The sequence below is a fragment of the Amycolatopsis sp. NPDC051758 genome (assembly GCF_044453095.1).
Lineage (GTDB): Bacteria > Actinomycetota > Actinomycetes > Mycobacteriales > Pseudonocardiaceae > Amycolatopsis.
The window spans coordinates 444,827-465,472 of the sequence record NZ_JBITCJ010000003.1 but is presented as its reverse complement, the minus strand read 5'-3'; the positions used below and the strand labels follow the sequence as shown (position 1 = coordinate 465,472).

Sequence of the window (20,646 nt, the reverse complement as noted above, 5' to 3'; positions counted from 1 at the left end):
GTGAACGAGTCGTTTATGTCGCCGCGCCCGGATCCGTCGGGCGCGAGTTGCCCACGGCTCGCCTCCAAGCCCTCACGACAGCCGCGAAGATAACGGGACGGTAACTCATCCGGTCCAATATTCGATGGTGCTTCACGCCGTGTTCGCCGGGGGGACAGCGGCTGTTGGCGCGCTCCGGAGAGCGTGGGCGGCGTGCGAATCCTCATCGTGGGCGGTGGCGTGCTCGGCACGCTGCACGCCTGGCAGGCCGTCGAACGCGGTCACGACGTCGTCCAGCTCGAACGTGAACCCGAGGCCCGGGGCGCGTCCGTGCGCAACTTCGGGCTGGTTTGGGTCGGCGGCCGCGCCACCGGCGCCGAGCTGGACACCGCGCTGCGGGCCCGGCTGCTGTGGGAGCGGATCGGCGAGCGCGTCCCGGGGCTCGGCTTCCGGGCCAACGGCTCCCTGACCGTCGTCCGGACCGAAGCCGAACTCGCCGTCGCGCGCGAAGCCGGTGAAGGGTCCGAAGCCGCCGAGCGCGGGTACAAGCTGCTCGATGCCACGGAAGCCCGCGAGCTCAACCCGGCGCTGCGCGGGGACTTCCTCGGCGCGCTGTGGTGCGAGCGCGACGCCGCCGTCGAGCCGCGCACCGCTCAGCCCGCCCTGCGCGCCGAGCTGAGCAGGACCGGCCGCTACACCTGGCGGCCCGGCCGGGAGGTCCGCCACCTGACCGGCACCGGCGTGGTCGACGACCACGGTGACCGGCACGAGGGTGACGTCGTCGTGTTCTGCACCGGCGCGTGGACCGGCGGCCTCGTCCGGGAGCTGGCCGGGGACCCGCCGGTGCGGAAGGTCCGGCTGCAGATGGCGCAGACCGAGCCCCTGGGCGAAACGCTCACCACGAGCGTCGCCGACGGTGACAGCTTCCGCTACTACCCGGCCTACCGCGGTCCGGCCCTCGACACCCTCGAAGCCGGGCAGCCGCAGGGCGAGGTCGCGCAGGCCCACCGCATGCAGCTGCTGCTGGTCCAGCGGCTCGACGGCTCGCTGACCATCGGCGACACCCACGAATACGACGAGCCGTTCCCCTTCGACGTCACCGAAGACCCGTACGAGCACCTCGCCGACGTCGCCGGGGCGCTGCTCGGCCGCCCGCTCCCGCGCATCCGGCGCCGCTGGGCCGGGGTGTACGCGCAGACCACCGACACCGGCCGGATCGTGCACCGCGCGCGCGTCGCGGACAACGCCTTCCTGGTCACCGGCCCGGGCGGGCGTGGCATGACCTGTTCGCCCGCCATCGCCGAAGACACCGCCGAGGAGCTGGGCCTGTGACCACCGAACTCGTCGTCCTCGACATGGCCGGCACGACCGTCGCCGACGACGGCCTGGTCGTGCGCGCCTTCACCACCGCGATCAAGACCGCCGGTGTGCCCGACGAGAAGTACCCGGAGATGCTGAAGTACGTCGTCGACACGATGGGCCAGTCGAAGATCACCGTCTTCCGCGCCCTGCTCGGCGACGAAACCCTGGCGCAGCAAGCCAATGCCGCGTTCGAAGCCGCGTACGGCGACCTCGTGCGCGACGGCGCGTGCACGCCGATCCCCGGTGCCGAAGACGTCATCCGCGGCTTGCGCGAAAACGGCGTCAAGGTCGCCTTCACCACCGGTTTCGCCCCCGCCACCCAGCAGGCCATCCTCGACGCCCTCGGCTGGCGCGACCTCGCCGACCTCGCGCTCGCCCCGGGTGCCGGCGTGCGCGGCCGCCCGTTCCCCGACCTCGTCCTCACCGCCGCGCTGCGGCTCGAGGTCACCGACGTGCGGCAGGTCGCCGTCGCCGGGGACACCGCGTCCGACGTCTTGTGCGGCCTGCGTGCCGGGGCGTCCGTCGTCGCGGGTGTGCTCACCGGCGCGGGCCGCCGCGAAGACCTCCTCGAAGCCACCCACGTCCTCGAATCCGTCCGTGACCTCCCCGCCGTGCTCGAAGGAGAAACCCGATGAAGAAGACCCTCGCCGCGCTCGCCGTGGCGCTGACCGGCCTGCTCACCGCCTGCGGTGGCACCGGCGCCGCGAGCGCCGGCGGCAAGACCGTCACCGTGTACACAGTGGACGGACTGGAGGACTGGTACACCGCCCGGTTCGCCGAGTTCGAGCAGCAGACCGGCATCACCGTGCAGGCCGTCACCGCGGGCTCCGGCGAGGTCGCGTCCCGCGTCGAGAAGGAGAAGGCCAACACCCAGGCCGACGTCCTCGTCACGCTGCCGCCGTTCATCCAGCGGGTCGCCGGGCTGCTGCAGCCGTACACCCCGCCGGGGACCGGCCAGGTGTCCGACAAGGACCCGCAGGGCCGCTTCGCCGCGATGATGAACAACTACCTCAGCTTCATCCACCATCCGGGCGCCACCCCCAAGACCTGGGACGACCTGCTCGACCCGAAGCTCAAGGGCAAGGTCCAGTACTCCACGCCCGGTGAGGCCGGCGACGGCACCGCGGTGCTCCTGCAGCTGCAGCACGTCCTCGGTGCGCAGGGCGCGCTCGACTACCTCGGCAAGCTCGAGGCGAACAACGCCGGGCCGTCGTCGTCCACCGGCAAGCTGCAGCCGAAGGTCGCCAAGGGCGAGCTGCTGGTCGCGAACGGCGACGTCCAGATGAACCTCGCCGAGATCGCCAAGAGCGGCGGCTTCGACGTGTTCTTCCCGGCCGACGCACAGGGCAAGCGCTCGACGTTCGCGCTGCCGTACTACGCCGGGCTGGTGACGAACGCGCCGCACCCGGACGACGCGAAGAAGCTCCTCGACTTCCTGTTCTCACCCGAGGTCCAGGCGAAGACCGCCGACGCCTTCGGCATCCCGGCCCGCGCCGACGTCACCGCCACCGGTGCGAACGCGGAGAAGATCAAGGCCGCGCTCGACGGCGTCGAGATCTGGCACCCGGACTGGACCACCGTGCTCGGCAAGCTGGACGCCGACCTGGCCGCCTACAAGAAAGCCGTCGGCCGATGACGCCGGCCGTCGAGTTCCGCGGCGTGTCCGTCCACTTCGGACACACCGTGGCGCTGGACACCCTCGACCTCAGCGTGGCCCGCGGTGAGACGCTCGCGCTGCTCGGGCCGTCCGGCTCCGGCAAGTCGACGGCGCTCAAGGCCCTCGCCGGGTTCGTCCGGCCCAGCGCGGGCCGGGTTCTCCTGGCCGGCGAAGACGTTACCGACCTGCCGCCGCACCGGCGCGGGCTCGGGGTGGTGGTGCAGAGCTACGCGCTGTTCCCGCACATGCGCGTCGACGCCAACGTCGCCTTCGGGCTCAAGGCCCGGCGGACGCCGGGCGCCGAGGTGGCGGCGCGGGTCGCCGAGGTCCTCGAACTGGTCGGCATGGGCGCCTACGCAAGGCGGTTCCCGCGTGAGCTCTCCGGCGGGCAACAGCAGCGGGTCGCGCTCGCCCGGGCGCTGGCGATCCGGCCGGACGTGCTGCTGCTCGACGAGCCACTGTCCGCTTTGGACGCCGCGCTGCGCGAGGACATGATCGCGGAGCTGCTGCGGCTGCGTGCCGAGCTGCCGGACACCACGCTCGTCTACGTGACCCACGACCAGGGGGAGGCGCTTGCGCTCGCCGATCGCATCGCCGTCATGCGCGACTCGCGGCTGGTCGAAACCGGCCCGTGCGAACAGCTCTACCGGCGCCCGGCCGACGGGTTCACCGCGAGCTTCCTCGGCGCGGCCAACCTCATCCCGGTCGACCTCGTGCGTGACGGGCAGCCCGCGACCGTGCGGCTCGGCGGGCGCGAGCTGACCGCCGAGCCGACCGGCGCCCTCGGCTCCGGCCCGGTCGCGCTCGGCGTGCGCCCGCACCGCGTCGGCGTCGGCGAGCCCGGCGCGGACACCCTGCCGGCGCTGGTCCGGGCGGTGCAGTGGCGGGGGACCGGCTACCGCCTGGACCTGGAGCTGGCCGGCGGCGCGGTGATCCGGGCCGAGGTCCCCGACGCCTTCTCCGTCGGGACGGCCGTCGGTGTGTCGATCCCGGACGGCTGCCCGCTGGTCGGGGTCGGCCCGTGACCGGCGTCGCCCTCGAAGCCGTCGTGACGCGGCCCCGGCGGACGTCGGCGCGGCGCACCCGCGGCGGCTGGCTGCTGCCGCCGCTGGTGGTCGTCGTGGTGTTCTTCGGGTATCCGCTGGTCCTGGTGGCCGGGCAGTCCCTGACCACGGACAGTGGGTTCGGCCTCGCCGTGTGGGCCGACGTGCTCGGCTCGGCGGAGTTCCGTGACGCGGCCGGGCAAACCGTGCTGCTGGCGCTGGGCGCGACCACCGGCTGCGTGCTGCTCGGCACGTTCCTCGCGCTGGTGATCGCGTTCGTCCCGTTCCCGGGCGCGCGGACGCTGTCGCGGCTGGTCGACACGGTGCTCGCGTTCCCGTCGTTCCTCATCGCGCTGGCGTTCACCTTCCTCTACGGCAGCGCGGGGGTGTTCGGCGCGGGCGGGTTCCTGTACTCGCCGTGGGGCGTGCTGCTCGCCGAGATCACCTTCTACACGCCGTTCGTGATGCGGCCGGCGCTCGCGGCGTTCGGCCAGGTCCCCGGCGTGCACCTGGACGTCGCGGCCTCGCTGGGCGCGCGGCCCGGGCGGGTGCTGTGGCGGGTGGTGCTGCCCGCGGCGCTGCCGTCGCTGGCCTCGGGGGCGTGCCTGACGCTGCTGCTCGCGCTCAACGAGTTCGGCATCGTGCTGTTCCTCGGCGCGAAGGGTGTCACGACGCTGCCGATGCTGGTGTACGGCAAGGGGATCGTCACGTTCGACTTCCCGGCGGCGAGCGTCGTCGCCCTGGTCGACGTCGCGATTTCGCTGCTGCTGTACGGGAGTTACCGGGTGCTGTCGGGAAGGAGGCGCGGTGCTGCTGTGGACGCGGCGTAGCAAACTGCTGCTGTGGCTGGTGTTCGGCGTGGTGTTCACCCTCGTGGTGGCCGCGCCGCTGGTGATGATCGTGCTCGCGTCGTTCGCCGGGCACTGGACCGGCGTGCTGCCCGGCGGGTTCACGCTCGGGCACTACGTCTCGGCGTTGTCGGGGGAGACGTTCGCGAGCCTCTCGGTGAGCATCCAGACGGGGGTGATCGCGGGTGCGGCGGCGGTGCTGCTCGGCACGTGGGCCGCGCTGGCCGCGGAGAGCGCGCCGCGGCGGCTGCGGCGGGTCGCCGACACGGTGTTCCACCTGCCGATCGCGGTGCCGTCGGTGGTGCTCGGGCTGGCGCTGCTGGTGGCGTTCAGCCGGCCGCCGCTGGCGTTCAACGGCACCCGCTGGATCGTGCTGCTCGGGCACCTGCTGATCCTGCTGCCGTTCGCCTACAGCACGGTCTCGGCGGCGCTCGCCCGCGTCGATCCGCAGCTCGCGCAGGCCGCGGCGTCCCTGGGGGTGTCCCCGGTGCGGGTGCTGCTGCGGATCCGGGTCCCGGTGCTGCTCCCGGCGATGACGGCGTCGGCGAGCCTCGCGCTGGCGATGTCGATGGGCGAGCTGGGCGCGACGATGATGCTGTACCCGCCGGACTGGCGCACGCTCCCGGCGAGCATCTTCGCGCTGACGGACCGCGGCCAGGTGTTCCTCGCCTCGGCGGCGACGGTCGTGCTGCTCGGAGTGACCCTCGCGGGGGTGGTGCTCCTCGGCCTGGTCCGTGGCCGGGCGGCACATCGGTAGGTTTCCGGAGTTGATGCAACCGGGCGGGGGTCCGGTCCGTCTGGCAGGTATGCGCACGACGGTGAAACTGCTGGGGACGGGCCTGCTGCTGCTCACGGTCACGGCCTGCGGGGCGAGTTCCGGCGGCGCTCCGGCGGGCAACCCCGCCCCGGCGACGTCGTCCTCGGTGCCGGGCACGGTCACCCCGACCGTCGGCCCGACGGCCGCCCCGCCGCCGTCCCCGACCGTCGGCCGCCCGACGCAGGGCATCGCCCCGGGTGACGACGTCGTCGCCGAGACGCAGGTCGACGCCCGCACGCTGCCCGAGGGGTACCCGCGCAGCCTGACCCGGAGCCTGGACGGCAAGACGCTGATCCTGCAGGCCGAGGAGGGCGGCTGCCGCCGCATCTCGGCGCACGTCGGTGAGCAGACGGCGCAGCAGGTGGTCGTGCTGGTCGCCGTCACCGCCGCGCAGAAGGGCCAGATGTGCCCGGACTACATCCGGGAGATCACGATCCCCCTGCCGCTGGCCGAGCCGCTCGGGACGCGCACGGTCGTCCTCCGCCAGGGCTGAACACGACAAGAACGCTGGGAGGGCTGCCCCGGGATGCCCGGGGTCGCCCTCCCAGACCACGTCCGGAGCCCTCTCTGCCAGAAATTCACCGAATCGGCCGGCCGTGCAACCCCGCGCCGCCGCGCTCCGTCTTCGGGACATGAGGTACTTAGCGAAGGTGGTCGGAACAGGCGCGATCCTGCTGATGGCGACGGCTTGTGCCGGCCAAGACATGCCCACCGGTCAGCCCGCCGCCGGGGGCAGCTCCGAGACTCCCGCCGGCAGCGTTTCGACGCCGCCGAGCGAGTCGGTGCTGCCGACGTCGCCCGCGGCGAACCCGCCGGGCAAACCCCGGCTCGAGGTGCCCGAGGGCAGTACCCCGGTGCCGCCGAACAAGGTCGACGCCGCGGCGCTGCCCGCCAACTACCCGCACGAGGTGTGGACCGCGAACGGCGGCACGATCCTCAACATCCGCGCCCAGGAGGGTGGCTGTGGTCACGCCCTCGGCGAAGCGACCGAGCAGGCGGGCGACCACGTGGTCGTCAACCTGAGCGAGACCAAGGCGCAGACCGGCCAGATGTGCACCATGGACATCCGGTACCCGGTGATCTCCGTCTCCCTGGCCGCGCCGCTGGACCAGCGCACGGTCGTACTGAAGACGACCAAATGATCTAGGCTCGGGTGATGGGAAGCCGCCAGGTCTCACGCACCGCGATCGTCGCCACGACCCCGGAGAAGATCTTCGGGCTCCTGGCCGATCCGGCCCAGCACCCGCTCATCGACGGATCCGGCACGGTCCGGGCCGCCCAGTCCGGCGGCCCGGACCGGCTCACGCTCGGCGCGAAGTTCGGCATGGACATGAAGATGGGCGCGTCGTACAAGATCCTCAACACCGTGGTCGAGTTCGAGGAGGGCCGCCTGATCGCGTGGCGGCACTTCAACGGCCACCGCTGGCGCTGGCGGCTCGAGCCCCTCGACGGCGGCCGCACCGAGGTCACCGAGACGTTCGACTGGTCGACGGCGAAGTTCCCGCTGGCCATCAGCCTCAGCCCGTTCCCGCGCAGGAACACCCAGGGCATCGAGAAGACCCTGGCCCGGCTCACGGAGCTGTTCCCCGCCTGACGAAGACCACGCCCAATTAGTTGTACGATGCTTAATATTGTCCGTGCAACTAAGTGGGGTAGTCGGTGCCACAGCCGGTCCGGCGGCGGGTGGTCCTCGCCGTCTGCTGCATGAGCCTGTTCATCGTCGGGCTCGACAACACGATCGTGAACCTCGCACTCCCGGCGATCCGGGCGGAACTGGGCGCGTCGGTGTCGGGTCTGCAGTGGACGATCGACGCGTACACGCTCGTGCTGGCCAGCCTGCTCATGCTGTCCGGCTCGACGGCGGACCGCATCGGCCGCCGCCGGACGTTCCAGACCGGGCTCGCGCTGTTCAGCCTCGGCTCGCTGCTGTGCGGGATCGCGCCGAACGTCGGGTCGCTCGTCGCGTTCCGGGCGCTGCAGGCGATCGGCGGGTCGATGCTCAACCCGGTCGCGCTGTCCATCGTCACCAACATCTTCACCGAACCCCGCGAGCGCGCCCGCGCGATCGGCGTCTGGGCCGGCGTGGTCGGCCTGAGCATGGCGGTCGGGCCGGTGCTCGGCGGCGCGCTCGTCGGCTGGGCGGGCTGGCGCTCGATCTTCTGGATCAACGTCCCGGTCGGGGTGGCCGCGATCGTGCTGACGGCGGTGTTCGTACCCGAGTCGCGTGCCCCGCGCCCGCGCCGGATCGACCCGGTGGGACAGCTGCTGGTGATCGTCCTGCTCGCCGGGCTCACCTTCGGGATCATCGAAGGCCAGGGCGCCGGCTGGACCTCGCCGGAGATCATCGGCAGCTTCGCGCTTTCCGCGGTGGCCTTGGCGATCCTGCTGCCCTACGAGCGCCGTCGGCAGGATCCCTTGCTGGAGCTCAGGTTCTTCCGCAGCGTGCCGTTCTCCGGCGCGACGCTCACCGCCGTCAGCGGGCTGGCGGCGCTCGCCGGATTCCTGTTCCTCAACTCGCTGTACCTGCAGGAGGCGCGCGGGTTTTCCGCGCTGCACGCGGGGTTGCTGACGCTGCCGATGGCGGTGGTGACGGCGGTGTGCGCGCCGCTGGCCGGCCGGCTGGTGGGGTCCCGCGGACCGCGGCTGCCGCTGGTCATCGCGGGCGGCGGGATCGCGGTCTCCGGTGTGGTGCTCGCCGGGATCACCCCGACGACACCGATTTCCCTGCTGGTGGTGGGTTACGTGTGCTTCGGCGTCGGGTTCGGCATGCTCAACGCGCCGATCACGAACGCCGCGGTGTCGGGCATGCCGCGGGAGCAGGCCGGGCTCGCCGCGGCGGTCGCCTCGACCAGCCGCCAGGTCGGGATTTCCCTGGGGGTGGCCGTGATCGGCGCGGTCGTGGCGGCGAGCCCGGAGGCGCCGCCCGGGACGGGCCGCGCCGGCTGGACCATCGTCGCCGGGTGCGGCGTACTGGTGTTCGTGCTGGGGCTGGTCACCACCGGCCGCTGGGCGCGGGCGACCGCCGCTCGCGTCAGTGGTCCGGACCACGATGCGGTGCCGGTCGTCTGACCTTCCTGCGAAGCCGTCGAAACTCTTCACAACTCCGGTGAACCGTCCCCGTTACCGAGCCGTGTCATGGATTGAGGTGATGATCAGAGAGGAGGGGCCGCCATGCCCCGGTTGAGTAGTGGTCGGCACCGCAAGCAGGCGACCGTCGGGCTGGCCGCGTTGCTGGGTGTTTCCGGCATCACCGCGGCCGCCATCGCGCTGAGCAGCCCCGCGGGCAACGCGGCCGAAGCGCCCAAGGAGAACTGCGCAGGACTCGACACCGCACTGCAGAACAACCTGAACTTCATCGCCGGCCAGCAGGCGAACCCGGACGCGCAGTCGGCCGCGAGGATCGCCAACCGGCAGGCGGTGGTGGACCTGATCCAGCAGCGGCGGCAGGTCGCGGAGTGCACCGCGAACGTCGTTGCGGACAACGGCCAGGCCGCGCCGGCCCAGGAAGCGCCGGCCCAGCAGGCCCCGGCCCAGAACAGCATGGACAACGGCGCCGCGGCGGGAGATCAGGCGAACGCGGGTGACCAGGCCGGCGCGGGCGACCAGGCCGACGCGGGCCAGACGGGTGACGTGGTGTGCCCCGGATCAACCGTGACGCTCTCGGGTGAGGGTGGCGCGCCGGCGGCGTCGAGCAACCAGTTCCCGGCCGGTACCAAGCTGAAGGTGACGAACCTCGACAACTCGAAGTCCACGACCGTGGAGGTGACGTCGGTGTCGGGCAGCTGCACGCTGCTCAACAACGCGGCGTTCGAGCAGGTTCGGGAACCCGGAAAGTTCCTCATCCGGCGCGCTGTGATCGAGCGCGTCGGCTGAGGGAGCAGGGAAGGAGGGGAGCACTGGCGGCGGGCCGGTGCTCCCTTCCCCGCCCTGAGCACGTGACGGCGCCCCGTTCGTCCACAGTGGACGAACGGGGCGTCTTTCGTGGTCAGCGGAAGCTGATCTGCAGCACCGGGTCGCCGGTGCTGGCGAAGAAGTCGTTGCCCTTGTCGTCGATGACGATGAACGCGGGGAAGTCCTCGACCTCGATCTTCCAGACCGCTTCCATGCCGAGCTCGGCGTACTCGAGGACGTCGACCTTCTTGATGCAGTCCTGCGCGAGCCGCGCGGCCGGGCCGCCGATCGAGCCGAGGTAGAACCCGCCGTGCGCCTCGCACGCGGAGGTCACCTGCTTCGAGCGGTTTCCCTTGGCCAGCATGACGAGCGAGCCGCCGGCGGCCTGGAACTGCTCGACGTAGGAGTCCATCCGCCCGGCGGTGGTCGGTCCGAACGAGCCGGACGCGTAGCCCTCCGGCGTCTTGGCCGGGCCCGCGTAGTAGACCGGGTGGTCCTTCAGGTAATCCGGCATTTCCTCACCGGCGTCGAGACGTTCGGCGATCTTCGCGTGCGCGATGTCGCGCGCGACGACCAGCGGCCCGGTGAGCGAAAGCCGCGTCTTCACCGGCAGCTGCGAGAGCTGCGCGCGGATCTCGGCCATCGGGCGGTTGAGGTCGACGGACACGACGTCGTCGGACAGGTCCTCTTCGGTGACCTCGGGCAGGAACCGGGCCGGGTCGCGCTCGAGCTGCTCGATGAACACACCGTCGGCGGTGATCTTGGCCTTGGCCTGGCGGTCGGCCGAGCAGGACACGGCGATGCCGACCGGGCAGGACGCGCCGTGGCGGGGGAGCCGGATCACGCGGACGTCGTGGCAGAAGTACTTGCCGCCGAACTGCGCGCCGATGCCGAACTGGCGGGTCATTTCGAGGACCTGCTGCTCGAGGCTCGGGTCGCGGAAGGCATGCCCGAGCTCGGAGCCCTCCTGCGGGAGGTTGTCGAGGTAGCGCGCGGAAGCGAGCTTGGCGACCTTCAGGTTGAACTCGGCCGACATGCCGCCGACGACGATCGCGAGGTGGTACGGCGGGCAGGCCGCGGTGCCGAGGCTGCGCAGCTTCTCGTCGAGGAACCGGGCGAGCCGCTTCGGGTTCAGGACGGCTTTCGTTTCCTGGTAGAGAAACGTCTTGTTGGCGCTGCCGCCGCCCTTGGCCATGAAGAGGAACTCGTAGGCCGGGTCGTCCTGGCCGTCCTTGTGGTAGAGCTCGACCTGCGCCGGCAGGTTCGTGCCGGTGTTGCGCTCGTCCCAGAAGTTGACCGGCGCCATCTGCGAGTACCGCAGGTTCAGCTGCTGGTAGGCGTCGAAGATGCCCTGCGACAGCGCGCGCTCGTCGTCACCGCCGGTGAGGACCCCCTCACCGCGCTTGCCGATGACGATCGCGGTGCCGGTGTCCTGGCACATCGGGAGCACCCCGCCGGCCGAGATGGCGGCGTTGCGCAGCAGGTCCATGGCGACGAACCGGTCGTTGCCGCTGGCTTCGGGGTCGTCGACGATCGCCCGCAGCTGCGCGAGGTGTGACGTGCGCAACAGGTGCTGGATGTCGGTGATGGCGGTGCGCGCGAGCGTGGTCAGCGCCGCGGGGTCGACCTTCAGGAACTTCCGCCCGGCGGCTTCGACGGTCTCGACACCCTCGTCGGTGACCAGCCGGTACTCGGTGGTGGTGTCCTTGCCCAGCGGGAGGACTTCGGTGTGCTGAAACGTGGTGGTGGACGGCACTGCCAGGCTCCTTTGCCAGCTCCGGGATCGGTCCACCCTACGCACGCTGTTCGGGAACCGGACAGATGCACCCGGTCACTGTGGGCCACCCCACGCGGTTCCGCTGGTTCGGTGTCCCCGCCACCCCGAAGCTCGATTGTGACTACGGCCGGCGGTGCCGGGTCAAGGCGGGAAAGCGTGCCTTGACCCGGCACCGCAGTTCTGTGTTCGGCCGCTGGTTCGGTGTCTCCGCCACCCCGAAGCTCGATTGTGACTACGGCCGGCAGTACCGCGTCAAGGCGGGAAAGCGTGCCTTGACCCGGCACCGCCGGCCGTGTTCTGGCTTCGGATCGGGGTTGCGGGGGGTCTGGCTGGATGGGGGGTGCGGGGAGGTCTGGCTGGAGGAGGCGCGGGTTGTGCCGCCGGCGTGCGTTTACGGCAGCTGGTCGGGAGGCCGGGTCCACCCCGACGGACCCGACCTCCCGGGGAGAGCGCCCGGGTGCGTGCACACCCGGCCGCGAGGTCTGTGCCGGCGCCGTAAAAGCCGCTAGACGAATGTGGCGTGACGCACGTCATAAGTCAATCCGGCCGAACGGGTGTCGGCGAAAGGTTGCTACCCAGGCATGTTGGCGCCGAAACCCGTTCTTCGTGGAAAATTTTCCATCGCGGCCATTCAAAAACTGGTCGTAAGCACGCAAAAGGGGCGGGTGCCTGGTGGCACCCGCCCCTTCCGGCGAAGCTTGATCAGCTGGCGTACGCGCGCAACCGGTCGGCGCGCTCACCCTGGCGGAGCTTGGACATGACCTCGCGCTCGATCTGGCGGACGCGCTCGCGGGAGAGCCCGAAGTGCTTGCCGATCTGGTCGAGCGTGCGCGGCTGGCCGTCGTCGAGGCCGTAGCGGAGGCGGATGACCTGCTGCTCGCGGTCGTCCAGCGTCGCGAGGACACGGCGGAGGTCGTCCTGGAGCAGGCTCGAGATCACGGCGCTCTCGGCGTCGGTCGCCTCGGAGTCCTCGATGAAGTCACCGAGCGGGGCGTCCTCTTCCGTGCCGACCGGCATGTCCAGGCTTACCGGGTCACGCGAGTGGTCGAGCAGGTCGGAGATCTTGTGGGCCGGGATGCCCGACTCCGAGGCCAGCTCTTCGTGCGTCGCGTCGCGCCCGAGCTGCTGGTGCAGGTCGCGCTTGATGCGGGCGAGCTTGTTGACCTGTTCCACCAGGTGGACCGGGAGGCGGATGGTGCGGCCCTGGTCGGCCATGCCCCGGGTGATGGCCTGACGGATCCACCACGTGGCGTAGGTCGAGAACTTGAACCCCTTGGAGTAGTCGAACTTCTCCACCGCGCGGATCAGGCCCAGGTTCCCCTCCTGGATCAGGTCGAGCAGCGGCATCCCCCGGCCGGTGTAGCGCTTGGCGAGCGAGACCACCAGGCGGAGGTTGGCCTCCAGCAGGTGGTTCTTGGCCACGTGCCCGTCGCGGACCAGGGCGGACAGCTCCTTGCGGCGCTTCGGGGTGAGGTTCTCCCCGGTGTCCAGCATGTGCTGGGCGAAGACGCCGGCTTCGATGCGCTTCGCGAGTTCGACCTCGTCGGCCGCGGACAGCAGCGCCGTCTTGCCGATGCCGTTGAGGTAGACGCGCACGAGGTCGGCGGCGGGGCTCGGGGCGTCGAGGTCGCCGTCGGCGAGCGCCCCCACGCTCACCGGCTCCTCGGACACCTGAGCCGGGATGCGCTCGCGAATCCCGCGCGACTCGCGTTCGAGAGTCTGGACTGACATTCTGCCTCCCCGGTCACGGGCTGAACGTGCTGCTGCGGTGGTCCGCCGGTGCGTACCCGCGGCCCGGGGCCTGTGGAACCCGGTACGCCGGTCCGGCCGGCTTGGCTGGACATCTGGCACAACGCTCCGGGTTCCCAAAACGTTCCCGGCTCGCCTGAAAAGGAGACGACTCCGAGGGTGCTCCGGTTGCTCCACCATTGCTGAGCTTTTGCTGAGAACGCGCGACCGACGGGAAACCTGAGAATCCCGTGTGAATCAGGTCAGGAAGTGAACCGTCCCGCCATGGTCTAGACCTCTACGAGAACCGTGAACGGACCGTCATTGACGCTCGACACGGCCATCATCGCGCCGAACCGTCCGGTTGCCACGGTGGCGCCGCGGCCCCGCAGCTCGGCCACGACGGTGTCCACCAACGGCTCGGCGACCTCGGGCCGCGCGGCCTGCGTCCACGACGGCCGGCGGCCTTTCTTCGTGTCGCCGTAGAGCGTGAACTGGCTCACCACGAGCAGCGGCGCATTCGCCGTGGCGCATGATTCCTCGTCACGGAGCACGCGCAGTTCGTGCAGTTTCCGCGCCATCGTCGCGGCCTTCACGACGTCGTCGTCGGCGTGGATTCCCAGCAGCACCAGCAAACCCGGCTCGGCGATCGCGCCGACGACCTCGCCGCCGACGGTCACCTCCGCCCGGGTGACGCGCGCCGCGACGGCCCTCATCGGCCCGCCGGGACGAGCATCCCGTGCCGGACGAGCTCACGCACGACCGGCAGTGCGGCCGCGGCCAGCTCGTCCGCTTCGAGGCCCTGCGCGGCCGCGAGGAGCTCGATCAGGTCCTCCAGCGGCAGGGCACCGCGGCAGCCCGCGAGCAGCCGCGCGGCCAGGTCGTCGACCTCGTGCTGCCAGCCCGGCCCGTCGGTGCGGTGCAGCCGGCGGACCGTCGTCGCCCAGCCCTCGTCCCCGGGTTCCTCGATGCTTTCCAGCAAAACCGTGTCGGGCACCACAAAACGGACATCGAGCAACGATTCACCGGACTGGCGCAGCCATTCCACCCGGTCGAGCCAGCCCGCGGCTTCCGGGCCCAGCGGGTCGTCGTAGGCCTGCCGCAGGTCCTCGCACACCACCGTCGGCGTGCGCCCGGCCGCGCGCCGCAGCGTGACGAAGCCGAAGCCGATACCCCGGACGTCGTTGGCGGCGAACCAGTCGAGCCACGCCGCCGCCTTGACCCGCCCCTCGGCCGAGCGCGGATCGATGCCCGCGTCGCGCAGCCACGTCCCGACGTAGAGCGCCGGGTCGGCGACGTCGCGCTGGACGAACCACGCGTCGGTCTCGGCGGGCAGCCAGCGGCTCACCCGATCGGCCCAGTCCTCTTTGCCGGTGTGCAGCCAGGAGGCGAGCAGCTGGCCGACGCCGTCGTCGTTCAGGAACCCGGGCAGCTGCCGCACGACCAGCGCGCTCGCGTCGTCGCCGGCCAGCCCGGAGTCGCGGTAGGTGTAGTCCACACGCGCCGGGCCGACCACGAACGGCGGGTTGCAGACGACCTGGTCGAACTTCCGCCGCGCGACCGGCGCGAACCACTCGCCGCGGACGAGCTCGACGTCCAGCTCGTTCAGCCGGAACGTCGCCGCGGCCAGCGCCAGGGCCCGCGCGGAGACGTCCGTGGCGGTGACGCGCTGCGCGTGCCGGGTCGCGTGCAGCGCCTGCACACCGTTGCCGGTGCCCAGGTCGAGCAGGGTGCCGACCGGGCGGCGGGTGGTCGCGCGGATCAGCGACAGCGACGCGTGGCCGACCCCGAGCACGTGGTCCTCGGGCACGGTGGCGCCGAGCACGTCGGCGTCGAGGTCGGAGACCACCCACCAGGAGCCTTCTTCGTCCCCGTGCGGGCGGACGTCGAGGGCGGCGCGGTAGCCGTCCGGGACCGCCGCGAGCACACCCGCGGCGACCGCATCCTCGGGCGCGAGCGGCGCAAAAGCGGCCTTGACCTGCGTCTCCGGCTCGGTCCCGCCGAGCAGGAACAGCCGGATCAGGGTGCCCAGCTCACCCGCGTCCCGGCTGGCGCGGTCGGCCGGCTCCGGCTCGCCGCGGCCGAGCGCCGCGTGCGCGGCCCCGCCGAGGGCGGTCACCACGCCGTCGGCGTCGTAGCCGGTGCGCCGGAAGGCTTCGCGCAGCCGCGCGCAGACTTCGTCGTTCAGGTCGGGCAGTACGCTTCGCGTGCTCACGGTGGGTAATGCTGCCACGATGGCCCTCGTGACCCTTGAACGCGTCCTCGCCCCGCTCGACGCGGCGCTGCCCGAGCTCGAAGCGCTGTACATCGACCTCCACCGCCACCCCGAGCTCTCGTTCGCCGAGACCCGCACGGCGGCGGAGCTGGCCCGGCGGCTGGAGCGCGACGGCTACGAGGTGCACACCGGCATCGCCGGCACCGGGGTGCTGGGTGTGCTGCGCAACGGCGAGGGTCCCACGGTGCTGCTGCGCGCGGACATCGACGCGCTGCCGGTCGAGGAGAAGACCGGGCTGTCGTACGCGAGCACCGCCCGCGGCACCGACGAGCACGGCAAGGACGTCCCGGTCATGCACGCCTGCGGGCACGACATGCACGGCACGTGGCTCTCCGGCGCCGCCGCGCTGCTCGCGAAGGGGCGTGACACCTGGTCCGGCACGCTGCTCGTGGTGTTCCAGCCGGGGGAGGAGAGCGCGGGCGGCGCGTCCGCGATGGTCCGTGACGGCCTGTACGAGATCGCCGGGCCGCCCGACGTCGTGTTCGGGCAGCATCTGGTGCCCGGCCCGGCCGGCTGGGTGCTCACCCGGCCCGGCGTGATCATGGCCGCGACCGACACCCTGCGCATCACGCTGCACGGCCGCGGCGGGCACGGCTCGCGCCCGGAGACGACCGTCGACCCGGCCGTGCTGGCCGCGTCCGTGGTGCTGAAGCTGCAGACGATCGTGTCGCGCGAGATCGCCGCCACCGAGTCGGCCGTGGTCACCGTCGGCTCGCTGCACGTCGGCACCGCGAGCAACGTGATCGCCGACGACGCCGTGCTCGAGGTCAACATCCGTTCGTTCGACCAGGCCGTCCGCGAGCGGGTGCTCGCCGCGGTGGAACGGATCGTCAACGGTGAGGCCGCGACCGCCGGCGCGCCCAAGGCACCCGAGATCGTCCGGTCCGGCTCCTACCCGATCACGGAGAACGACGAAGCCGCGAGCGACGCGCTCACCGAGGTCTTCCTCGGCCACTTCGGCGCCGAGGCCGTACTGCCGGCGCCGCTGGTCACCGGCAGCGAGGACTTCAGCGAGTTCGGCCGCGCGGCCGGCGCGCCGTCGGTGTTCTGGCTGGTCGGCGGCTTCGACCCGGAGACCGTGATCACGGCGATGACCGAAGGCCGGTTCGAGCGCGACATCCCGTCCAACCACTCGCCGCGCTTCGCCCCGGTGCTGCACCCGACGCTGCGCACCGGCATCGAGACGCTTGTCACCGCGGCGCTCAGCCGGTTGTCCCACCCAGGTGACGCATGAGCGCCACAGGTGGGACGATGGGGAACGGAGGTGGTGCAGTGACCACGCCCGCCAAGGACTCGGACCCGGTGCTGATCACCGGGGCGGCCCGGTCGTACGAAGAGCAGTTCGCGGCTCGCAAGCGCAAGTACGTCATCATGATGATGTGCCGCATCCCGTGTCTGATCCTCGCCGGGCTGACCTACCACACGTGGTGGCTGGCGCTGGGGTTCCTGGCCATTTCGGTGCCGCTGCCGTGGATCGCGGTGCTGGTCGCCAACGACCGCCCGCCCCGCAAGGCCGAGAAGGTCAACACCTACCAGGCCGAGCCGACCGCGATCGAGCACACCACCCACCGCGTCATCGACGGTTAGCCGGGCTGCGGTCCGACCTTCCCGACGGCCAGCGCGCCCAGTCGTGTCCCGTGGCGCAGGACGTCCACAGTGGACTCACCGGCCAGCCAGCCGGTGAGGACGCCCGCGTCGAACGCGTCGCCTGCGCCCGTCGAGTCGATGCAGTCCGCCTCGACCGCGGGCACGCTCGTCACGCCGTCCGCGTCGACCCAGCTGGCACCGTCCAGGCCGGCGGTCACGACCACCGCGCCGACCGCGGCGAGCAGCTCCTTCGCCGACACCGGGTCCGCCGAACCGGTCAGCGCGACCAGCTCTTCGGTGTTCGGCATCAGCAGGTCGACCCCGCGGACGTCGTCGAGGAACGCGGCCGGATCGGTGATGTGCGCGGCCGCCTGCGGGTCGACCGACGTCGTCAGCCCGGCTTCCTTCGCCGCGGCCAGCGCCGCGAGACCCGCGGCGCGTGACGGCGGGTCCAGCAGCACGTAACCGGACAGGTGCAGGTGACCCGCCCCGGCCAGGGCCTCGGCGGTGACGTCCTCGGGCGCGAAGCGCTGGTTCGCGCCGCGGTCGGCGAGCATGCTCCGCTGCCCGGAGCCGTCGACCATCACCACGACGCAGCAGGTCGGCGCCTCGGGGTCGACCGCGAACGCGCACCGCACACCCGCCGCCTCCAGCTCGGCCCGGATCAGCCGGCCGCCCGGGTCGTCGCCGATCCGCGCGAGCAACGTCGTCTCGGCGCCGAGGTGCCGCAGCCACAGCGCCGTGTTGGCGCCGGAGCCGCCGCCGGTGAACCGGATCTTCGCGCGGGCGTCACCACCGTGCGGCAACGGCTTGTCGTGCCGGGCGATCACGTCGAGGGCCGCGTCGCCGACCACCACCACGCCGGTCATGCGAGCGCCACCGCGACCTCGGTCGCCAGCTTCGCGTTGTTGAGCACCAGGGCTTCGTTCGCGTCGATGCTGACACCGCCGCTGGCGGTGTGGAAGTGCTCCAGCAGCACCGGCGTGACGTCGGCGCCGTGCACCCCCCGCTCGGCCACCAGCGCGAGGCCTTCGGCGAGCAGCCGGTCGTGCAGCTCTTTGTCCATTTCGGACGATTCGGGGATCGGGTTCGCCAGCAGGACACCGGAATCCGCGTAGGCGCGGTGCGCGGCGACCACGGCGGCGGCCTGCTTGGGATCGTCGACCCGCCAGCCGACGGCGTGCCCCGACGAGCGGAGGTAGAACGCCGGGAAGTCGTCGGTGCGGTACCCCAGCACCGGCACCGAGTTCGTCTCCAGCACCTCGAGCGTCGCCGGGATGTCGAGCACCGACTTCACACCGGAGCAGACGACCACGGTCTTCACCTTCGCCAGCACGCCGAGGTCGGCCGAGACGTCCCAGCTCTGCGCCGCGCCGACGTGCACCCCGCCGAGGCCGCCGGTCGCGAACATGCCGATGCCGGCCGCGGCGGCCAGCGCCGACGTGCTCGCCACGGTCGTCGCGCCGGAGCGGCCGAGCCCGACGGCCGGGCCGAGGTCGCGCAGCGACAACTTGTCCAGACCGGCGTCCGGCGCGCAGACCCGCTCGAGCTCGGCGGGGGAGAGGCCGACGACGACCCGGCCGTCGAGCACCGCGATGGTGGCCGGGACGGCGCCGCCGTCACGCACCACACGCTCGAGGCGGCGGGCGACGTCGAGGTTGCGGCCCGGCGGCAGGCCGTGGGACAGGATGGTGCTCTCCAGCGCGACGACGGGGTGCCCGTCACGCAGCGCGGAAGCGACCTCTTCGTGCAGGTTGAGTGGGGTGGTCACGAGGAACCATCATCGGTGATCGGGTTGCTCCCGGCGCCAGTGGGTCAGCTCGGCGGTGAGGTTCTTCGCCGCGGCGGTCGCCCAGCGTGTCCGCGCGGCTTCGCTGCGGTAGAGCGTCCTGTTCAGCATGCCTTCGAGGACGGCGATGCGGCCTTCGCGCCAGACGTCGTCGGGGTACTTCGCATACTCCTCGCGCACTGCCTTGGCGTACGCGGCGTACCTCGCCTCCGGCGCGCCGAGGATGGCGAGATCGGCGTCGAGGAGCGCGGTGGCGAGGGCGTCGTCGGCCGGGGCGTCGTGCTTGATCGTGGTGAGGATCAGGCCTTCGACCCGGTTGACGTGCTCTTCTCGGACGCCTTCCAGCGCTTCCCGGGCCCATGCGGCACTGGCGCGTTCGTCTTCACCGGGCTTCGCGTCGTAGACGACGTCGTGCGTCCATGCGGCGACGGCGAGCACGGCCCGATCGGTCTCACCGAGGTCGCCGGCCAGCCAGGCGGAGTCCCGTGCGACGGCGGCCGCGTGGTCCAGCGTGTGGTAGCGGCGGTGGGGCTCGCCGTAGCGGGCGACGAGCCGCGGCCAGGCGTCCGGCGTGCCGCCCAGCGCCGTGCTGGCTTCGGCCCACTTCACGGGAACGTCCAGCGGGTCGGCGAGCCCGTGAAGTCCTTCTCCCGCAAGGCGAACACCTTCTCCGGCCGCAGCCGCATCGACGCGTTGGCGGCGGGGTCGAGGAACTCGGGGCCGTACGACGTCTCGTACTTCGTGTTCATCGTGTCCAGGAACTCCCGCAGGGCGGCCGGGTCGGTGACGACCTCGGCGGCGCCTTCGACGACGACGGGCTCGTACGGGTCGTCCGTCGCGATCGACACCGCCGAGCCGGCGGCGACGTTGCGGGCCTTCACCGACCGAAGCGACGACGAGAACCACAGCGCCTCGCCGGTCCACACCGCCCAGACCGGCATCAGGTGCGGGCGGCCCGCGGGGGTCACCGTGGCGAGCCAGAAGTCGTGCGACGCCCGCAGCCGGGTGTCCGCCCAGGACCAGGGCAGCAGTCCCGACGGATCGGCCGCGATCCCGTAGCCGGGCATGTGCGGGCGCTCCGCGCGGGGCGTGGCCATCAGTCGAAGATGCCGCGCGGGCGGGCGACCTGGTCGAGCCAGTCGTCGAGCTGCTTCTCCCAGTTGACGTCCGGCTTCATGGTGAACATGCCGAGGAAGTCCTGGCCGCGGCCGCCGAAGCCGCCGGACTTGCTCACCCGGACGCGTTTGGTGACCTCCAGGACGACGTCGGTGCGCTCCGACGAGGCCAGGAACGTGACCGCGAGCTGACTGAAGACGCTCGCGAAGCGCGGCGAAGGCGCGAAGCGGATCTCCTGGAAGAAGGCGAGCTGCTGGTTCGCGCCGTTGATCCGGCCCTGCTCGAGGATCGCCTCGCGGAAGACGAAGCCGATCCGGCTCAGCGCGTCGAGGACCCGCTTCTGCGCCGGGAGCGGTTCGATCGCGACGGCGTCGGCGTCGAACGGGTCGGATACTGCTGCGGCCAGGTCGAGCTCGGCCCGCACGCCGACCGCCGTCCCGGTGAGCGGCTTGCCGAAGACGCTGGTCACCGGCGTCTCCCAGGGCAGCGGCAGCTCGAACGGCAGCCGCACCTGCTGGCCGGCGCGGATGGTCTCCGCGCCCACCAGGTGCTGGGAGCCGAAGGGGAGGTCTTCGGTCTTGTCCGCGCCGGGCACCTGGACGCGGGCGAGCAGCGTCACCGAGAGGCCCTTGATCTCCTGGTCGACCTCGCCGCCGGCCAGCAGGACCTCGCCGTGCAGGGGACGGCCGGGGGAAGCGGTCCGGTCGAGCAGGCGGGCGTCGATCTTCGCCCCGCCCGAGCCGAACGTCGCGAGCACCTTCTGGAACATGCCGCAGA

Annotated in this window: 22 protein-coding genes; 13 read left to right on the top strand and 9 right to left on the bottom strand. The window is 71.8% G+C overall.

Features of this window, described 5'->3' with window-relative positions:
- The first annotated feature begins 192 nt into the window (after positions 1-192).
- From ACIA5G_RS17520 to ACIA5G_RS17470, 11 genes are all read left to right on the top strand, one after another.
- Entirely contained in the window at positions 193-1,311 is a 1,119-nt protein-coding gene (locus ACIA5G_RS17520; RefSeq protein ID WP_395924165.1) for a TIGR03364 family FAD-dependent oxidoreductase, read from the top strand.
- Entirely contained in the window at positions 1,308-1,976 is a 669-nt protein-coding gene (locus ACIA5G_RS17515; protein WP_395924163.1) for a phosphonatase-like hydrolase, read from the top strand. The genes ACIA5G_RS17520 and ACIA5G_RS17515 overlap by 4 nt, the downstream gene beginning before the upstream one ends.
- On the top strand, positions 1,973-2,977 hold the full coding sequence (locus ACIA5G_RS17510) for a 2-aminoethylphosphonate ABC transporter substrate-binding protein (RefSeq protein ID WP_395924161.1): 1,005 nt from the start codon (positions 1,973-1,975) through the stop codon (positions 2,975-2,977). Before ACIA5G_RS17515 ends, ACIA5G_RS17510 begins: the two co-directional genes overlap by 4 nt.
- Positions 2,974-4,023 carry an ABC transporter ATP-binding protein gene (locus ACIA5G_RS17505; protein ID WP_395924159.1) on the top strand — a complete coding sequence of 350 codons (1,050 nt, stop codon included), beginning with the start codon at positions 2,974-2,976 and terminating at the stop codon, positions 4,021-4,023. Before ACIA5G_RS17510 ends, ACIA5G_RS17505 begins: the two co-directional genes overlap by 4 nt.
- Positions 4,020-4,871: a 2-aminoethylphosphonate ABC transporter permease subunit gene (locus tag ACIA5G_RS17500; protein ID WP_395924157.1), complete on the top strand. Its 852-nt coding sequence runs from the start codon at positions 4,020-4,022 to the stop codon at positions 4,869-4,871. The genes ACIA5G_RS17505 and ACIA5G_RS17500 overlap by 4 nt, the downstream gene beginning before the upstream one ends.
- Positions 4,849-5,646 carry an ABC transporter permease gene (locus tag ACIA5G_RS17495; protein ID WP_395924155.1) on the top strand — a complete coding sequence of 266 codons (798 nt, stop codon included), beginning with the start codon at positions 4,849-4,851 and terminating at the stop codon, positions 5,644-5,646. The genes ACIA5G_RS17500 and ACIA5G_RS17495 overlap by 23 nt, the downstream gene beginning before the upstream one ends.
- Before the next feature lie 49 nt (positions 5,647-5,695).
- Positions 5,696-6,199, top strand: coding sequence for a hypothetical protein (locus ACIA5G_RS17490; RefSeq protein WP_395924153.1), 504 nt, complete (start codon positions 5,696-5,698; stop codon positions 6,197-6,199).
- A 139-nt stretch (positions 6,200-6,338) separates the two neighbouring features.
- Positions 6,339-6,848 carry a hypothetical protein gene (locus tag ACIA5G_RS17485; protein ID WP_395924151.1) on the top strand — a complete coding sequence of 170 codons (510 nt, stop codon included), beginning with the start codon at positions 6,339-6,341 and terminating at the stop codon, positions 6,846-6,848.
- Positions 6,849-6,862: 14 nt separating this feature from the next.
- On the top strand, positions 6,863-7,300 hold the full coding sequence (locus ACIA5G_RS17480) for an SRPBCC family protein (RefSeq protein ID WP_395924149.1): 438 nt from the start codon (positions 6,863-6,865) through the stop codon (positions 7,298-7,300).
- Between the two features lie 65 nt (positions 7,301-7,365).
- Positions 7,366-8,775, top strand: a complete 1,410-nt coding sequence (locus tag ACIA5G_RS17475; protein ID WP_395924147.1) for a DHA2 family efflux MFS transporter permease subunit — start codon at positions 7,366-7,368, stop codon at positions 8,773-8,775.
- Positions 8,776-8,877: 102 nt separating this feature from the next.
- On the top strand, positions 8,878-9,579 hold the full coding sequence (locus ACIA5G_RS17470) for a hypothetical protein (RefSeq protein ID WP_395924145.1): 702 nt from the start codon (positions 8,878-8,880) through the stop codon (positions 9,577-9,579).
- 112 nt (positions 9,580-9,691) lie between these two features.
- Here the strand turns inward: ACIA5G_RS17470 and ACIA5G_RS17465 are convergent, their stop codons facing one another.
- The 4 genes from ACIA5G_RS17465 to ACIA5G_RS17450 form a co-directional block, all read right to left on the bottom strand.
- Positions 9,692-11,353: a fumarate hydratase gene (locus ACIA5G_RS17465; protein ID WP_395924143.1), complete on the bottom strand. Its 1,662-nt coding sequence runs from the start codon at positions 11,351-11,353 to the stop codon at positions 9,692-9,694.
- A gap of 723 nt (positions 11,354-12,076) precedes the next feature.
- Positions 12,077-13,105, bottom strand: coding sequence for a sigma-70 family RNA polymerase sigma factor (locus ACIA5G_RS17460; RefSeq protein WP_395924141.1), 1,029 nt, complete (start codon positions 13,103-13,105; stop codon positions 12,077-12,079).
- Positions 13,106-13,392: 287 nt separating this feature from the next.
- On the bottom strand, positions 13,393-13,818 hold the full coding sequence (gene dtd, locus ACIA5G_RS17455; RefSeq protein WP_395924139.1) for a D-aminoacyl-tRNA deacylase: 426 nt from the start codon (positions 13,816-13,818) through the stop codon (positions 13,393-13,395).
- On the bottom strand, positions 13,815-15,317 hold the full coding sequence (locus ACIA5G_RS17450; RefSeq protein ID WP_395924137.1) for a methyltransferase: 1,503 nt from the start codon (positions 15,315-15,317) through the stop codon (positions 13,815-13,817). The genes dtd and ACIA5G_RS17450 overlap by 4 nt, the downstream gene beginning before the upstream one ends.
- A gap of 28 nt (positions 15,318-15,345) precedes the next feature.
- Here ACIA5G_RS17450 and ACIA5G_RS17445 point away from each other — a divergent pair, with 28 nt between their 5' ends.
- Both ACIA5G_RS17445 and ACIA5G_RS17440 read left to right on the top strand, forming a co-directional pair.
- Positions 15,346-16,611 (top strand): amidohydrolase, encoded by a 1,266-nt coding sequence (locus ACIA5G_RS17445; protein ID WP_395924135.1) that lies wholly within the window; start codon positions 15,346-15,348, stop codon positions 16,609-16,611.
- 17 nt (positions 16,612-16,628) lie between these two features.
- A complete protein-coding gene (locus ACIA5G_RS17440; protein WP_395924133.1) occupies positions 16,629-16,964 on the top strand; it encodes a DUF3099 domain-containing protein in 336 nt (111 codons plus the stop codon).
- Here ACIA5G_RS17440 and ACIA5G_RS17435 read toward each other — a convergent pair.
- Genes ACIA5G_RS17435 through ACIA5G_RS17415 form a run of 5 tightly spaced genes read right to left on the bottom strand, consistent with a single transcriptional unit; the run spans position 16,961 to position 20,638 of the window.
- Positions 16,961-17,833 carry a carbohydrate kinase family protein gene (locus ACIA5G_RS17435; RefSeq protein WP_395924131.1) on the bottom strand — a complete coding sequence of 291 codons (873 nt, stop codon included), beginning with the start codon at positions 17,831-17,833 and terminating at the stop codon, positions 16,961-16,963. The genes ACIA5G_RS17440 and ACIA5G_RS17435 overlap by 4 nt on opposite strands.
- Positions 17,830-18,735 carry a pseudouridine-5'-phosphate glycosidase gene (locus tag ACIA5G_RS17430; RefSeq protein WP_395924129.1) on the bottom strand — a complete coding sequence of 302 codons (906 nt, stop codon included), beginning with the start codon at positions 18,733-18,735 and terminating at the stop codon, positions 17,830-17,832. The genes ACIA5G_RS17435 and ACIA5G_RS17430 overlap by 4 nt, the downstream gene beginning before the upstream one ends.
- A 9-nt stretch (positions 18,736-18,744) precedes the next feature.
- A complete protein-coding gene (locus ACIA5G_RS17425) occupies positions 18,745-19,362 on the bottom strand; it encodes an HD domain-containing protein (protein ID WP_395924127.1) in 618 nt (205 codons plus the stop codon).
- A complete protein-coding gene (locus ACIA5G_RS17420; protein ID WP_395924125.1) occupies positions 19,359-19,850 on the bottom strand; it encodes a pyridoxamine 5'-phosphate oxidase family protein in 492 nt (163 codons plus the stop codon). Before ACIA5G_RS17420 ends, ACIA5G_RS17425 begins: the two co-directional genes overlap by 4 nt.
- Positions 19,850-20,638 carry a sporulation protein gene (locus ACIA5G_RS17415; protein WP_395924123.1) on the bottom strand — a complete coding sequence of 263 codons (789 nt, stop codon included), beginning with the start codon at positions 20,636-20,638 and terminating at the stop codon, positions 19,850-19,852. Before ACIA5G_RS17415 ends, ACIA5G_RS17420 begins: the two co-directional genes overlap by 1 nt.
- Positions 20,639-20,646: the final 8 nt, after the last annotated feature.

What these genes read in the sequence shown, in the direction of transcription:
- ACIA5G_RS17510 (WP_395924161.1), top strand. Translation starts at nt 1,973, where the DNA reads ATGAAGAAGACCCTCGCCGCGCTCGCCGTGGCGCTGACCGGCCTGCTC.
- ACIA5G_RS17505 (WP_395924159.1), top strand. Translation starts at nt 2,974, where the DNA reads ATGACGCCGGCCGTCGAGTTCCGCGGCGTGTCCGTCCACTTCGGACAC.
- ACIA5G_RS17490 (WP_395924153.1), top strand. Translation starts at nt 5,696, where the DNA reads ATGCGCACGACGGTGAAACTGCTGGGGACGGGCCTGCTGCTGCTCACG.
- ACIA5G_RS17485 (WP_395924151.1), top strand. Translation starts at nt 6,339, where the DNA reads ATGAGGTACTTAGCGAAGGTGGTCGGAACAGGCGCGATCCTGCTGATG.
- ACIA5G_RS17480 (WP_395924149.1), top strand. Translation starts at nt 6,863, where the DNA reads ATGGGAAGCCGCCAGGTCTCACGCACCGCGATCGTCGCCACGACCCCG.
- ACIA5G_RS17470 (WP_395924145.1), top strand. Translation starts at nt 8,878, where the DNA reads ATGCCCCGGTTGAGTAGTGGTCGGCACCGCAAGCAGGCGACCGTCGGG.
- ACIA5G_RS17460 (WP_395924141.1), bottom strand. Translation starts at nt 13,105, where the DNA reads ATGTCAGTCCAGACTCTCGAACGCGAGTCGCGCGGGATTCGCGAGCGC.
- dtd (WP_395924139.1), bottom strand. Translation starts at nt 13,818, where the DNA reads ATGAGGGCCGTCGCGGCGCGCGTCACCCGGGCGGAGGTGACCGTCGGC.
- ACIA5G_RS17440 (WP_395924133.1), top strand. Translation starts at nt 16,629, where the DNA reads ATGGGGAACGGAGGTGGTGCAGTGACCACGCCCGCCAAGGACTCGGAC.
- ACIA5G_RS17435 (WP_395924131.1), bottom strand. Translation starts at nt 17,833, where the DNA reads ATGACCGGCGTGGTGGTGGTCGGCGACGCGGCCCTCGACGTGATCGCC.
- ACIA5G_RS17420 (WP_395924125.1), bottom strand. Translation starts at nt 19,850, where the DNA reads ATGGCCACGCCCCGCGCGGAGCGCCCGCACATGCCCGGCTACGGGATC.
- ACIA5G_RS17415 (WP_395924123.1), bottom strand. Translation starts at nt 20,638, where the DNA reads ATGTTCCAGAAGGTGCTCGCGACGTTCGGCTCGGGCGGGGCGAAGATC.